Consider the following 13,529-nt stretch of genomic DNA (forward strand, 5'->3'; position numbering starts at 1 on the left):
GCGGCCCGCCCCGCAGTGCGCCGCCCGCACCGGCGCGGGCGGCGCACTGCGGGGCGGGCGGGCACGGGCCTCGTCCCCTTCGGACCCCGCACGCCCTACCAGACGGTCGCCGCGGGCCGTGATGATGAGCCGACCGCATGTGATCCAGGCGACTCCGCACCCCTGCCCCCGGGCAGTCGGGCCGCGGGGAAGGAGCCCCCTTGCTGCTTCTCATCTCTCCCGACGGCGTCGAGGAAGCCCTCGACTGCGCCAGGGCCGCCGAGCACCTCGACATCGTCGACGTGAAGAAGCCCGACGAGGGCTCGCTCGGCGCGAACTTCCCCTGGGTCATCAGAGCCGTCCGCGACGCGGTCCCGGCGGACAAGCCCGTCTCCGCCACGGTCGGCGACGTCCCCTACAAGCCCGGCACGGTGGCGCAGGCGGCGCTGGGCGCGGCCGTCTCCGGTGCCACCTACATCAAGGTCGGCCTCTACGGCTGCACGACGCCGGAGCAGGCCGTCGAGGTGATGCGTGCCGTCGTCCGGGCCGTGAAGGACCACCGGCCCGAGGCGCTCGTCGTCGCCTCCGGATACGCCGACGCGCACCGGATCGGCTGCGTCAACCCGCTCGCGCTGCCCGACATCGCCCACCGGTCCGGCGCGGACGCCGCGATGCTGGACACCGCGGTCAAGGACGGCACCCGGCTGTTCGACCACGTCCCGCCCGACGTCTGCGCCGAGTTCGTGCGGCTCACCCACGCGTACGGGCTGCGGGCGGCCCTCGCGGGCAGCGTCAAGGCCCGCGACCTGGGCGAACTGACCCGCATGGGCACGGACATCGTCGGCGTGCGGGGCGCCGTCTGCGAGGGCGGCGACCGCGACGCGGGCCGCATCGTCCCGGCGCTGGTGGCTCAGTTCCGCGCGGAGATGGACCGCCACGCGCGCGTCCACGAGACGGTCGCCGCCGCGGGCTGACCGGGGACACCCCGACGGGTCCCGCCGCCTCGGGCCGACGGGGGGCCACCACCGTGCCGGTCGCGGCCCCGGGACGCCGGTGGCCGGTTCGACGTGGGGCGCTGCCGCGGGGCGACCGGTGACGCGGAGACATCGCGACGCCGTCCGTCCCGGGGCATCGGCCCTGCGGGGGGAGGGGCACCGGACCGTGGGGGCGGTCCGGTGCCCGGGGGAGCCCGGTTCCGGTACGACCGGCAAGCCGGGGGGTGTGCCGACGTGCCGACCGTGCCCGGGGAGCGCGTCGAGGCCGGGTGCTGCCCGTGCGCGGGGGAGGGGCTCCGGGGCCGCTCGGGCTGATCCGCCGGGGCGGAGATGCCGGAGCGGCCGGGGGTCGGGTCAGGCCGGATCAGGTCAGGGTGTCGGTGAGTCGTGGGCGGAGGGAGCCAGGTGGCTGACGGGCCGGGGCGGTTCGCGGTGGTCGATCCGGCCACCGGGGAGGTGGTCGGGGAGGCGGTCGATCAGGGGCCGCGGGAGCTGGACGGAGCCGTGGAGCGCGCGCACGCGGCCTGGCGCGGCTGGCGGGCCGACCCCGCCGCCCGTACCGCCGCCCTGCGCGCGGCCGCCGACGCGGTGACCGCCGCCGCGGACGAACTGGCCCCGCTGCTCACCCGTGAGCAGGGCAAACCGCTCGCCGAGTCCCACGCGGAGGTCGCCCGCACGGCCGACCGGCTGCGCTACTTCGCCGGGCTGACACCCGAGAGCCGCACGATCGAGGACGGCCGTCCCGTGCGCGGCGAGATCAGCTGGCGCCCGCTCGGCCCGGTCGCCGCGATCGTGCCCTGGAACTTCCCGCTCCAGCTCGCGTCGGCCAAGTTCGCGCCCGCCCTGGCGGCCGGGAACACCATGGTGCTCAAGCCGTCCCCCCACACCCCCCTCGCCACCCGGCTGCTCGGCGCCGTGCTGGCCGCCGCGCTCCCCGAGGACGTGCTGACGGTCGTCACCGGCCGCGAACCCCTCGGCGCCCGGCTCGCCGCGCACCCCGGCATCCGCCATGTGACGTTCACCGGCTCGCCCGCGACCGGCCGGGCCGTCGCCGCGGGCGCCGCCGCCTCGCTGGCCCGGGTCACCCTGGAACTGGGCGGGAACGACGCGGCGATCCTCCTGGAGGACGTGGACGTCGAACGGATCGCGGACCGGCTGTTCTGGGCCGCGTTCCGCAACTGCGGCCAGGTCTGCATGGCGGTCAAACGCGTCTACGCCCCGGCCCGGCGCTGCTCCGAGGTCGTCGAGGCGCTCGCGGCCCGCGCGAAGGACGTCGTGGTCGGCTCCGGGCTGGACCCGGCCACCCGGCTCGGCCCGCTGAACAACGCCCCGCAGCGGGACCGGATCGCCGACCTCACCGCGCGGGCGCTGGCGGCCGGCGCCCGAGCGGCGAGCGGCGGCCACCGGCTGCCCGGCCCCGGGCACTTCTTCGCCCCGACGGTCCTCGCCGACGTACCGCCCGACACCCCGGTGGTGACCGAGGAGCAGTTCGGACCGGTGCTGCCGGTGCTGCCCTACGACCGCCTCGACGACGCCGTCGAGGCCGCCAACGGCACCTCCCTCGGCCTCGGCGGCTCGGTCTGGGGGACCGACCTGGACCGCGCGGAGGAGGTGGCCGGGCGCCTGGAGTGCGGCACGGTGTGGATCAACCACCACGCCGAACTCTCCCTCGCCCAGCCCTTCACCGGCGTCAAGGACAGCGGCGTGGGGATCGCGGGCGGCCCCTGGGCGTTCTACGGCAACCTCCGCCCGTTCGTCGTCCACCGCCCCCGACCTGACCCGGGGGGAGCGGCGGCATGAGGTTCACGGCGGCGGTGCTGCGCGCGTACGACGGCCCGTTCACCGTCGAGCCGGTGGCCCTCGCGTCGGGGCCCGCCGACGGCGAGGTCCTGGTCCGGATCGCGGGCTGCGGGCTCTGCCGGACCGACCTCGCGGTCCGGCGCTCGGCGGGCCGCTCCCCGCTGCCCGCGGTGCTCGGGCACGAGGGGGCCGGTGTGGTGGAGGCGACCGGTGGCGGGGACACCGGTCTGCGCGCGGGCGACCACGTCGTGCTGAGTTTCGACTCCTGCGGACGCTGCCGGGGCTGTCTGGGCGCCGCCCCCGCCTACTGCGACTCCTTCGCCGCCCTCAACCTGTTCGGCGGACGGACCGGGCACGCGGCGCGCTTCACCGACTCCACCGGTGCCCCGCTGGCACCGCGCTGGTTCGGCCAGTCCGCGTTCGCCGAGTACGCGCTGGTCCCCGCCCGCAACGCGGTCCGGGTCGACCCGGCGCTGCCGCTCGCCCTCCTCGGCCCGCTCGGCTGCGGGTTCCTCACCGGCGCGGGCGCGGTCCTCAACTCCTTCCGCGCCGGGCCGGGTGACACCCTCCTGGTGCTGGGCGCCGGGTCCGTGGGGCTCGCGGCCGTGATGGCGGCGACCGCTGCCGGCGCGGTGACCGTCGCGGTCGACCGGCAGCCCCGACGCCTCGCCCTGGCCGAGCGGTTCGGCGCGCTGCCGCTCGCCGCGGACGTGTCCGGGCTCCCCGAACGCGTCGCGCGGCTGACCGACGGCGGCGCCCGCTACGCGCTCGACACCACCGCCGACGTCCCGCTGATCAACGACGCGCTGCGCTCCCTGCGCCCCACCGGCAGGCTCGGCCTCGTGGCCCGTCTGCACTCCGGACTCCGCCTGGAGACAGGGACGTTGGACCGGGGGCGCGGCCTCGCGCACCTCTGCGAGGGGGACGCGGTGCCCGGTCTGCTGATCCCCCGGCTGACCGCCCTCTGGCAGGCGGGACGCTTCCCCTTCGACGAACTGATCCGCACCTACCCGCTCTCCGCCGTCAACGAGGCCGAACGGGACTGCGAGAGCGGCCGGGTGGTGAAACCCGTCCTGATCCCCGGGAGTTGAGAACCGGCGGGACGCGGGACGACGTCGCGCCGGGCCGGTGCCTCGGCGCGGCGCGGGGCCGATCACCCCGCGCCGCGCGACGGCGTCAGTCGACCAGCAGCACCAGCTTCCCGGCCGTCCGGTCGGTCTGGCCCGCCCGGTGCGCCTCGGCCGCGTCCGCCAGCGGGAAGGTCCCGGCGACGACCGGGCGCAGGTCGCCCGCCTCCGCCAGCTCCGCGATCGCCCGCATCCCGCTCTGCGAGGAGTCCACCAGCATCCGCACCGCCCGCACCCCGAGCCGCTCGGCCTCCTCGTACAGCGCGTTCGAGCCGACCGGGATGATCGACACCAGGGTCCCGCCGGGCCGCAGCACCCGCAGCGAGCGCACCGAGGTGTCGCCGCCGAGCGGGTCGAGCACCACGTCGACGTCCTTGACGGCCTCGGTGACGTCGGTCTCCCGGTAGTCCACCGCCTCGTCGACGCCGATCTCCCGCAGGAAGTCGTGCTTGGCCGCGCTCGCCGTACCGATCACATGGGCGCCGCGCGCCTTCGCGATCTGGACGGCGACGTGGCCGACCCCGCCCGCCGCCGCGTGGATCAGGACCCGCTGGCCCCGGCGCAGGTCGGCGTTCTCGACCAGGGCCTGCCAGGCGGTGAGGGACACCAGCGGCAGGGCGCCCGCCGCGGTGTGGTCCAGCGCGGCGGGCTTGTGGACGAAGGCGCGGGCGGGTGCGGTCACGTACTCGGCGTGCGAGCCGTGGCCGAACGGGTAGGACAGCATGCCGAACACCTCGTCGCCCGGCCGGAAGCGGGCGACGCCGACGCCGACCGCCTCGACCACGCCGGAGACGTCCCAGCCGAGGACGAACGGCGGTTCGCCCAGGAAGCCGCCGTTGGCGCGGTGCTTCCAGTCGGTCGGGTTGACCCCGGCCGCGCGCACCCGCACCAGCACCTCGTTGGTGCGCGGTTCCGGGCGGGGGAGTTCGACTTCCTTCAGGACCTCGGGACCGCCGAGGACGTCCTGGCTGATGGCTCGCATCGTGTTCACAGTGCTCATGGTGGACCAGCCTGCCGGGGCCCGCCCGGCAGGAAAATGGCACGATGGCCATCATTCGATAAGATCGTGCCATGCGTGAGACGAGAAGGCCCCAGCGGGTCGTGGTGCTGGCCCTGGACGGTGTCTACCCCTTCGAACTGGGCATCCCGAGCCGCATCCTGGGCATGGCCGCCGACCGGTACGAGGTGCTGACCTGCGCGGTCGGCGACGGCCCGGTCCGCACCAACGCCGACTTCGCCGTCACCGTCGAGCACGGGCCGGAGATCCTCGCCACCGCCGACACGGTCGTCATCCCGCCCGTCGACCCGTCCCTGGTGGGCGCCGAGCTGTCCGCGGAGGTGGCGGCGGCGCTCGCGCTGATCCGTCCGCAGGCGCGGATCGTGTCCATCTGCACCGGCGCGTTCGTGCTCGCCGCCGCCGGACTCCTGGACGGGCGCAGGGCGACCACCCACTGGTCCCTCGCGGACCGCTTCCGGGCCCTGTTCCCGCGGGTCGAGCTGGACCCGGACGTCCTCTTCGTCGACGACGACCGCATCCTCACCTCGGCGGGCGCGGCCTCCGGCGTCGACGTCTGCCTGCACCTCGTGCGCAAGGACCACGGCAGCGAACTCGCCAACACGGTGGCCCGGTACTGCGTCGTCCCGCCGTTCCGGGACGGCGGTCAGGCGCAGTACATCGAACTGCCCGTGCCGCAGGAGGGCGCCGCCGGCACCGCGGCGACCCGGGTCTGGGCGATGGAGCACCTCGACGAGCCGCTCACCCTCGCCGACCTGGCCCGGCACGCCCGGATGAGCCTGCGCACCTTCGCCCGCCGCTTCGTCGACGAGGTCGGCATGAGCCCCGGCCGCTGGCTTATCCAGCAGCGGCTCGCGCGCGCCCGCCATCTGCTGGAGGCCAGCGACCTCTCGGTGGACCAGATCGCGGGCCGGGTCGGCTTCGCCACCGGGGCCTCCCTCCGCCAGCACCTGCACGCGGCGATCGGGGTCTCCCCGCAGGCGTACCGCCGCACGTTCCAGGCGGCGTCCCGCTGACCCACCGGATCACCGTCCCCGTCCGGCCCGACCCGAGCCGCCCGAGGCACCATCAGGCCCCCGTTCCGCCGCCCCCGGCGACCCGCTCAGCGGCTCGCGTGCAGGGCCACCAGCAACTGCCACACCTGGTCGGAGATCTCCCGGGGGGAGCCGGGGAGCAGGCCGTGCAGCCAGTCGGCCAGCACCCCGGCGAAGGTCGCCGCGACCGCCGTCGCGACCAGGGGCGCGTCGGCCGCGCCCGCCCGCTCCCGCTCGCGCAGGCTGTACGCCCGCAGATCGTGGTGGAGCAGTTTGCCGAGCGGGCCGCCGCCGCCCGGGGTGAGCAGCGCCCGGTACAGATCGGCGTGCGGGGCGAGCGAGGTGAAGAACTCCACGAGCGCGAGCGGCGCGTGGACCGGGTCGGGCCGTCCCGTCCAGGAGTGCAGGGCGTCCACGCCCTCCCGGACGACGTCGGCGCAGGCGTCCACGGCCAGCGCCTCCAGCCCGTCGTAGTGGACGTAGAAGGTGGCCCGGCCGACCCCGGCCCGGCGCACCAGCGACGCCACCCCGACCTCGCCCAGCGGGTGTTCGGCGCACTCCTCGAACAGGGCCGCCCGCAGCCGGGCCCGGGTGCGGGCGGCCCGCGGGTCCTCCGGGGCGGGCCGGGTCACCGGGCGGCGAGGACGGCGGCCAGGGCGACCGCGCCGGGCAGCGCCTGCGCGAGCAGGATGCGCCGGTTGGCCGTGATCCCGCCGTACACGCCCGCGACCACCACGCAGCTCAGGAAGAAGACCTGGGCCCGCCAGCCGGTCGGGTCGGCGGCGATCAGGCCCCAGACCAGGCCCGCCGCGAGGAACCCGTTGTAGAGGCCCTGGTTGGCGGCGAGCGGCGCGGTGGCCCGCGCCATCTCCGGGTCGAAGCCGGACAGCCCGCGGCCCGGTGCCTTCTCCCAGAGGAACATCTCCAACACCAGGATGTAGACGTGCAACAGGGCCACCAGCCCGACCAGTACGTCGGCGACCGTCTCCATAGCGCTTCCTTTCATGGACAGGTGTCCATCATAGCTGGACAGTTGTCCATGTCTGTTCACGTGGTGTCGTGACGGAACCCTCACGTCCGTCAATGGCCCGAGGTTGATCCTTTAGGGTTGGAACCCGATAAGCTCCCCATCGGCACTGCGAGTTACTGATCGCTTCTGGTCGACTCGTGGTGCGTACGCATGAGTGCGATCCCCTATCTCCACCCCCCTTGTTCGATCGTGTTGCTTCGAAGGATGCAGATGGAACTCGCCACTCCGCCACCGGCGGCGCGGCCTCCTGTCGCCTGGTACAGCTGGTGGTTGATGCCGCTTGCCTTAGGAGGCGGGACGGTCGCCACCACGTTCATGAGCTCGGAGCGAATAACCGCCGCCGTCGCGGGCGCCGCCGCGACGGCCGCCAGCGCCGTCTGTGTGAGGGTGCTGTTGCGCACCCGCGCCCAGTTGCGCCGCTCCGAAGGCTCTTTCCGCACCTCACAGGCCGAGCACTCGCAGCAGTGGCAGCAGCATGTGACGGGCCTGGAAAGGAAGTTCAGCGCAGAACGCGCCACGCAGGAAGCACGCCTCGGTGAGCAGGCCGGTCTCTACGAGGCCCAGCTCGCCGACCAGGCCGCGGCCTTCGAGGCCCGGCTCACCGAGCAGGTCAAGGCCTACGAGGCCCAGCTCGCCGACCAGGCGGAGGTGTGGCGGGACCAGCTGACCCGCCAGCACTCCGCCGTCGCCGCTCTGGCCACCGAGCAACTCCCCGACGCGCTGGCGCGGTTGCGCGCCGGTGACGCGGTGGACGACCTGCTGCCGCCCGCCAACCAGACCGCGAAGATCGACGCGGATCTCCAGGGCGAGCTGCGCAAGGTGCTCAGGACGGCCCTGATCGGAGTCGAGGAGGAGTTCAACCGCTCCACCTCCGCCGAACAGGCCGTGATCGGCATCGGCAACCGCATCCACGTCCTGACCAGCAAGCTCCGTGGCCGCCTGCACGAGATGCAGGGCGAGCACGGCAGGCTGCCGTCCGTCGCCCGCGGGCTGATGGAGCTGGACCAGGAGATCGGCCCCGCCGACTGCCTCGCCGCGAGCATCGGCGTGCTCGGCGGCTCGGACCGGCCCGGACGCCAGTGGCAGGAGCCGCAGCGCCTGCTCAGCGTGGTCCGCGGCGGCATCGGCCGGATCAAGGACTTCCACCGCGTCGAGGTGCGTCAGCTGCCCGAACTCGGTGTGGACGGTGGTCTCGTGGACCACCTGACGCTGATCTTCGCGCACCTCCTCGACAACGCGGCCCGCTACTCGCCGCCCACCGAGCCCGTGGTCGTCTCCGGCAAGGAGGTCCCCAACGGCGTCGGCATCGAGATCCAGGACTCCGGCAAGGGCCTGAGCGAGGAGAAGAAGCGCGAGGCCGAGGACGCCCTCACCGGCTCCGCGGCGGGACCCGGCATCGGCGGGGTCTCCGAGGACGCGACCATCGGCCTCCGGGTCGTCGGCGCGCTCGCCCGCCGCTACGGCATCCGCGTCACCTTCGCGGACTCGCCCTGGCTCGGTACCTCGGTGGTGATCGTCGTCCCGCACAAGTACTTCAGCCAGCTCCCCACGGCCACCCCGGCCCCCGCGGCCCCGGCCGTCCAGGCGTCCGCGGCGGCCCCGGTCCTGGAGACGGCCGAGCCCGTGCTCCCGGTCAGGGCCGGCGCGAGCGAGACCGAAGAGACGGTGGACACCACCCCCGGCGGACTGCCCAGGCGCCGCAGCAAACGGAACGAACCGGACCAGGAGCGGACGGTCGAGCGGACGGAGGAGACCGCCCGGGTCGCCGCCGTCCCGCCCGACGCGTCCTTCGCCGGTCTGGCCGCCTTCGCCACCGCCGGCCGCGAGTCCACCGAGGAGGACCCGGCGTTCGATCTCCGGCAGTCCACCGAGCACCGCACTGAAGAGAGCGACTAGTCCCCATGACGCAACAGGGAACCGACGTGAGCTGGGCGCTCCGCGACCTGGTCGAGAGCATCCCGGAGATCCGCTTCGCCCTCGTGGCATCCAGCGACGGCAAGGCCATCACCTCGTTCGGGGCCGAGGACCCCGACGACGTCGACCGGTTCGCGGCCGTCGTCGCCGGACTCCAGGCCCTCGCGCAGCCGGTCGCCGAGCAGTTCCCCAAGTACGCGGGGCAGCTGCGACTGGCGATGATCGAGGTCGACGGAGGCCATCTCTTCGTCGTCCGCGCCGGCGTGGAGACGTACCTCGGCGTGCTGGCCCGCGAGGGCCTCGACCAAGGGTTGCTCGGCCACCAGATGAGGGACCTGGCCCGCAGGATGGGTGAGCTCCTCGGCACCACTCCGCGCCTGGAGGAGCACTCTGGATGAGTGCTCCCCGCCGGCCGTCGGACCCGTCCGGTCTCGAGCGTTACTACGTCCTCACCGGAGGACGTAGCGGACCGGGCGGTTCCGCGTCGAGTCTCGACGTGGCGACCCTCATCGTCTCCCTGACCGCCCCCGTAACGGGCACGCAGCACGAGCACGAGGAGATCCTCCGGCGCTGCCGCGATCCGTTGTCGGTGGCCGAACTCGGCGCCCACCTCGGATTGCCCTTCAACATTCTCGCGGTGCTGCTGGCCGATCTGCTCGAGGCAGGCCGTGTCGAAGCCCGTGACCCCATCCCGGCGCACGACGCCGGTCGCGGGCCCGACCTCGCGCTCCTTGAGGAGGTACTCAGTGGACTTCAAAGGCTTTGACCATCCCGGCCGGCCGGCCGCCGGGGGCACCCGCTCGGTGAAGGTGATGATCGCCGGCGGCTTCGGTACCGGAAAGACCACCATGGTCCGCTCGGTCAGCGACATCAAGCCGCTGACCACCGAGGAGACCCTCACCCAGGCCAGTGCCGACGTCGACCACCTGATCGGGGTCGCCGACAAGACGCAGACCACGGTCAGCCTCGACTTCGGAAAGATCAGCCTCAACGAGAGCCTGATGCTCTACCTGTTCGGCACCCCCGGGCAGGAGCGCTTCTGGTTCCTGTGGAACGGGCTGTTCAAGGGCGCGCTCGGGGCGATCGTGCTCGTCGACACCCGGCGGCTGGCCTCCAGCTTCCGGGCGATCGAGGAGATGGAACGCCTGGACGTCCCCTTCGTCATCGCGCTGAACGTGTTCCCGGACTCCGTCAACCATCCCATCGACGAGATCCGGGACGCCCTGGACCTCTCCCCGCACACCCCCATCGTGGCCTGCGACGCTCGCGACCGGGCCTCCAGTCGTGATGTGCTCGTCGCACTGATCCATCATCTGAAGGAACGGTCGGACGTGGCACTGGAGACTCGATGACTGAACAGCCCTTAAACGATCCGGCGACCGGTGGAGGCTGCCCCGTCGCCCACGGCGCCGGGGACCTCACCCGGCTGTTCGGGCCGGGTACCGAGTCCGACCAGGCCGGTATCTACGAGCGGCTGCGCAAGGAGCACGGGTCGGTCGCGCCCGTGCTGCTGGAGGGCGACGTGCCCGCCTGGCTGGTGCTGGGCTACCGCGACGCCCGACGGGTGCTCGACAACCCCCGCCAGTTCAGCCGGGACGCGCGCACCTGGCGGGACTGGCAGGAGGGCCGGATCGAGGAGACGTCGCCGCTCATCCCGATGCTGGGGTGGCGGCCCGACTGCGTCTCCCAGGACGGCGAGGCGCACCGCAGGCTGCGCGGCGCCGTCAACGACGGGCTGCTGGCGGCCTCCAGCCGGGGGGTCAGGCGGCACGCCACGTTCTTCGCCAACCAGCTGATCGGCTCGTTCTCCGACGTGGGCCGCGCCGATCTGGTCTCGGAGTACTCCGAGTACCTGCCGATGCTGGTGCTCACCCGCATCCTCGGACTGCCGGCGGCGGAGGGCCGCCGGCTGGCCGAGTCCAGCATCCAGGTCCTCAAGGGCGGCGAGGACGCGCTCGTCCACAACGGGCGCATCATGGAGATCCTCACGGAGCTGGCCGAGCGCAAGAGCGCCGAACCGGGCTCCGACTTCACCAGCGCCCTGCTCGCCCATCCGGCCGGGCTCGACCTGGACGAGGTGATCAGCCATCTGCGACTGGTGCTGATCGCCGGGTACAACACCACGAGCAACCTGCTGGCCCGGGTGCTGCAGCTCGTGCTCACCGACACCGCGCGGCTCTCCGGGCTGGTCAGCGGCCAGCTCAACATCACCGCCGTGATGGAGCAGGCCATGTGGGACACCCCGCCGCTCGCGGTGCTGCCGGGCCGGTTCGCCGCGGCCGACCTGGAACTGGGCGGCCATCAGCTCCAGGAGGGCGACCTGCTGGTGCTCGGCCTGACCGCGGGCAACGTCGACCCGGAGATCCGTCCGGACCCGACCGTCTCGGTGCAGGGCAACCAGTCGCACCTGGCGTTCAGCGCCGGGCCGCACGAGTGCCCGGGGCAGAACATCGGCCAGTCCATCATCGAGGTCGCCGTGGACGTGCTGCTGCACCGGCTGGTGGGCCTGCGCCTGGCCGTCCCGGCCGAGGAGCTGTCCTCGACGGCGTCCACCTGGGAGTCCCGACTGGACAGCCTCCCGGTCGAGTTCGCCATCTGATCCGCGGTTCCCGCGCGCTGTCGATCCACCTGAGCCCGGCCGGCCACGATCCGGCCGGGCTCAGGTGTCACCTCACACCGCCAGCAGGTCGTCGACCGATCCCCGCCCGGCGAGTTCGGCGGTGGCCACCGGCCCGTCCTTGGCGGCCGCGTACCGGCCGGAGACCAGGGCCCACTCGTAGTTGCCGTTGATCCAGTGCTGGATGGCCTCCACGCCCATCCGCACCCGGGCCCGCTCGTCCTCGTCCAGCCGCAGCTCGTCGCACATCCGCGGGATCCCGGCTTGCAGCTCCAGGTACTCCTCCAGGCACCCGGTGGTCATCCGGTACGCCTGCTGGGCCGCCTCCTGCCAGCTGCCGCCCCGCTCCCGGTGCAGCACGGCGATCAGGTTGTGGCCGTCGCCCCGGCGCCGCTCGCGCTCGAACGAGTGGATGTCGTTCATGAACCCGATGGTGTCGGCGGCGAGGTCCCGCATCCGCTCCATCAGCGGATGCGCCATCGCCTGCGGGGGCACCTCGAAGCCGCGGCTGCGCTCGCCCGCGTCGATGCTGTGGTGGATGCCGACCGTGCGCCGCCTGAACAGCGCGTACTCCTCCAGGTCCAGGGTGCCCGCGAGACCGCGGGCCGCGAGGTCGACCTCCTCGCAGTGGGCGACCAGGAACCGGCCCCAGGAGGCCGCGAACCGGGTCTGCCAGGTCAGGGACATGCCGGCGGAGAGACTGTTCCAGACCTCGGCCCAGGCCAGCGTGATGGGGCAGACCACCCGGGGCCTGCTGCCCGCCGGGCGCAGCGGGGTGGCGATCAGCTCGCGCGCGACCTCCGCTATCCGGTCGGCGCGGTCGGGTTGGCCCGCGTCGAACTGATCGTCGAACAGGAAGGCCAGGGAGAACCAGTTCATCAGGACGACCATGTCGTCCGCCGATGCGTGCGGGTAGGTGCGGGCGGCGGCCTGCGGCAGGTCCCAGGACTTGTACTCCTCGAACCCGGCGGTGCTGCGCACCAGGCCCATGTCCCAGATCCAGCGCAGGTGGCGGGCGCGCGCGTACTCCAGGTGCTCGCTGACGGGAGTGTCGAAGGGCAGGTCGAACGTGACGTCCTGTGGCATGTGTTTCCTTCCGGGAGACGGCGACGCAGGTCCCCCCGGATCCTGCACCTGGGCGATCGTGGTGGCCGCCCGCTCGCTCGAACAGAGCTTTCCGGTCAGAAAGTTGAATCGAAAAGCGCTACGAGGCTGCCCAGATCGTAAATGATCTACACCGTGACCCTGCCGTGATGTCCGTTACTGCTCAACCCACTTGAGCTGCGTACACTCCCGCCTTCCCGGTCCTGGCCGCATGTTCGCGGATCCGGTGAAGGGTTCGGGTCCCGTGGACACGGAATCCGCCAACTCGCCCTGGACGTACGGGAGTACAGGTTTGGGACGCGGGATTCCGACGCCGGGGAACCGCGCCCCGGGCGTGCGGCACGCCGGGTTCACCCGCCCCTACGCAGTCACTCCCGACACCTCGTCAGCTCCCGCGCCCGCCTGTCGGTGACCTCTCGTCATGTCGTTGCCTCGGATCGGCGGTGACGTCCCGTCACCTCGGCCGGGCGTCCGGCGGTGCTGCCTTGTCACCTCCACCGCGTGCCCGGCGGTGACGCCCCGTCACTCCGCCCGCTCGGCCGGACGCGGCGCCGACCCGCGGGTCCCGGGGGAGCCCCGGGACCGTGCGGGCGGGGTCCGGTGTCCGGGGCCTCAGGTGCGGTCGCCCGTCGGCCAGACCCCCGTGGAGCGCTCGATCGCCTTCGCGCTGGCCCGGGACGCCACACTGCTCGCGACGGCGAACAGGGCGCCCTGGAGCGCCGCGGCGAGCAGGATCTCGCCCCAGCCGCGGTCCCGGTCCAGCGGGTCCGGGGCGTCGTCCTCGTGCCGCAGCGCCTCCCAGGTCCTGCGGAACGCCAGACCCGCGAGCGCGCCGCCGGCCCAGCCGACCGCGAGGCCGACCGGCTTGTACGCGAGCGGCAGCTTGAGCTGCTTTTTCTTCTTCCTGGCCACGT

14 protein-coding genes are annotated in these 13,529 nt (G+C 73.4%); 9 read left to right on the top strand and 5 right to left on the bottom strand.

The window, feature by feature from the left end; genetic code table 11:
• The first annotated feature begins 200 nt into the window (after positions 1–200).
• From GA0115242_RS04080 to GA0115242_RS04090, 3 genes are all read left to right on the top strand, one after another.
• A complete protein-coding gene (locus GA0115242_RS04080) occupies positions 201–953 on the top strand; it encodes a (5-formylfuran-3-yl)methyl phosphate synthase (RefSeq protein ID WP_093824599.1) in 753 nt (250 codons plus the stop codon).
• Between the two features lie 426 nt (positions 954–1,379).
• The gene (locus tag GA0115242_RS04085; protein WP_256089365.1) at positions 1,380–2,774 is read left to right on the top strand and encodes an aldehyde dehydrogenase family protein; all 1,395 of its coding nucleotides are present in this window, start codon (positions 1,380–1,382) and stop codon (positions 2,772–2,774) included.
• The gene (locus GA0115242_RS04090; protein ID WP_093824603.1) at positions 2,771–3,865 is read left to right on the top strand and encodes an alcohol dehydrogenase catalytic domain-containing protein; all 1,095 of its coding nucleotides are present in this window, start codon (positions 2,771–2,773) and stop codon (positions 3,863–3,865) included. The genes GA0115242_RS04085 and GA0115242_RS04090 overlap by 4 nt, the downstream gene beginning before the upstream one ends.
• 85 nt (positions 3,866–3,950) lie before the next feature.
• Here GA0115242_RS04090 and GA0115242_RS04095 read toward each other — a convergent pair whose 3' ends face one another.
• Positions 3,951–4,901, bottom strand: a complete 951-nt coding sequence (locus GA0115242_RS04095) for an NADP-dependent oxidoreductase (RefSeq protein WP_093824605.1) — start codon at positions 4,899–4,901, stop codon at positions 3,951–3,953.
• A 71-nt stretch (positions 4,902–4,972) separates the two neighbouring features.
• Here GA0115242_RS04095 and GA0115242_RS04100 point away from each other — a divergent pair, with 71 nt between their 5' ends.
• Positions 4,973–5,932, top strand: coding sequence for a GlxA family transcriptional regulator (locus tag GA0115242_RS04100; RefSeq protein WP_093824607.1), 960 nt, complete (start codon positions 4,973–4,975; stop codon positions 5,930–5,932).
• A gap of 86 nt (positions 5,933–6,018) precedes the next feature.
• Here the strand turns inward: GA0115242_RS04100 and GA0115242_RS04105 are convergent, their stop codons facing one another.
• Together GA0115242_RS04105 and GA0115242_RS04110 are read right to left on the bottom strand one after the other, a co-directional pair.
• Positions 6,019–6,582: a TetR/AcrR family transcriptional regulator gene (locus GA0115242_RS04105; protein ID WP_093824609.1), complete on the bottom strand. Its 564-nt coding sequence runs from the start codon at positions 6,580–6,582 to the stop codon at positions 6,019–6,021.
• A complete protein-coding gene (locus GA0115242_RS04110; protein ID WP_093824611.1) occupies positions 6,579–6,941 on the bottom strand; it encodes a DUF1304 domain-containing protein in 363 nt (120 codons plus the stop codon). Before GA0115242_RS04110 ends, GA0115242_RS04105 begins: the two co-directional genes overlap by 4 nt.
• 249 nt (positions 6,942–7,190) lie before the next feature.
• Here GA0115242_RS04110 and GA0115242_RS04115 point away from each other — a divergent pair, with 249 nt between their 5' ends.
• Genes GA0115242_RS04115 through GA0115242_RS04135 form a run of 5 tightly spaced genes read left to right on the top strand, consistent with a single transcriptional unit; the run spans position 7,191 to position 11,493 of the window.
• Positions 7,191–8,876, top strand: coding sequence for a sensor histidine kinase (locus GA0115242_RS04115; protein ID WP_093824614.1), 1,686 nt, complete (start codon positions 7,191–7,193; stop codon positions 8,874–8,876).
• Positions 8,877–8,881: 5 nt separating this feature from the next.
• Positions 8,882–9,292, top strand: a complete 411-nt coding sequence (locus tag GA0115242_RS04120; protein WP_030043913.1) for a roadblock/LC7 domain-containing protein — start codon at positions 8,882–8,884, stop codon at positions 9,290–9,292.
• A complete protein-coding gene (locus GA0115242_RS04125; RefSeq protein ID WP_093824615.1) occupies positions 9,289–9,660 on the top strand; it encodes a DUF742 domain-containing protein in 372 nt (123 codons plus the stop codon). Before GA0115242_RS04120 ends, GA0115242_RS04125 begins: the two co-directional genes overlap by 4 nt.
• Positions 9,641–10,246, top strand: a complete 606-nt coding sequence (locus GA0115242_RS04130; protein ID WP_093824617.1) for a GTP-binding protein — start codon at positions 9,641–9,643, stop codon at positions 10,244–10,246. The genes GA0115242_RS04125 and GA0115242_RS04130 overlap by 20 nt, the downstream gene beginning before the upstream one ends.
• A complete protein-coding gene (locus tag GA0115242_RS04135) occupies positions 10,243–11,493 on the top strand; it encodes a cytochrome P450 (protein WP_093824619.1) in 1,251 nt (416 codons plus the stop codon). Before GA0115242_RS04130 ends, GA0115242_RS04135 begins: the two co-directional genes overlap by 4 nt.
• A 72-nt stretch (positions 11,494–11,565) precedes the next feature.
• Here GA0115242_RS04135 and GA0115242_RS04140 read toward each other — a convergent pair whose 3' ends face one another.
• The gene (locus GA0115242_RS04140) at positions 11,566–12,597 is read right to left on the bottom strand and encodes a 7-epi-alpha-eudesmol synthase (protein ID WP_093824621.1); all 1,032 of its coding nucleotides are present in this window, start codon (positions 12,595–12,597) and stop codon (positions 11,566–11,568) included.
• A 630-nt stretch (positions 12,598–13,227) separates the two neighbouring features.
• Positions 13,228–13,527 carry a DUF4235 domain-containing protein gene (locus GA0115242_RS04145; RefSeq protein ID WP_093824623.1) on the bottom strand — a complete coding sequence of 100 codons (300 nt, stop codon included), beginning with the start codon at positions 13,525–13,527 and terminating at the stop codon, positions 13,228–13,230.
• Between the last annotated feature and the right edge of the window lie 2 nt (positions 13,528–13,529).

It is taken from the genome of Streptomyces sp. SolWspMP-5a-2 (assembly GCF_900091845.1).
GTDB classification, from domain to species: Bacteria; Actinomycetota; Actinomycetes; order Streptomycetales; family Streptomycetaceae; genus Streptomyces; species Streptomyces doudnae.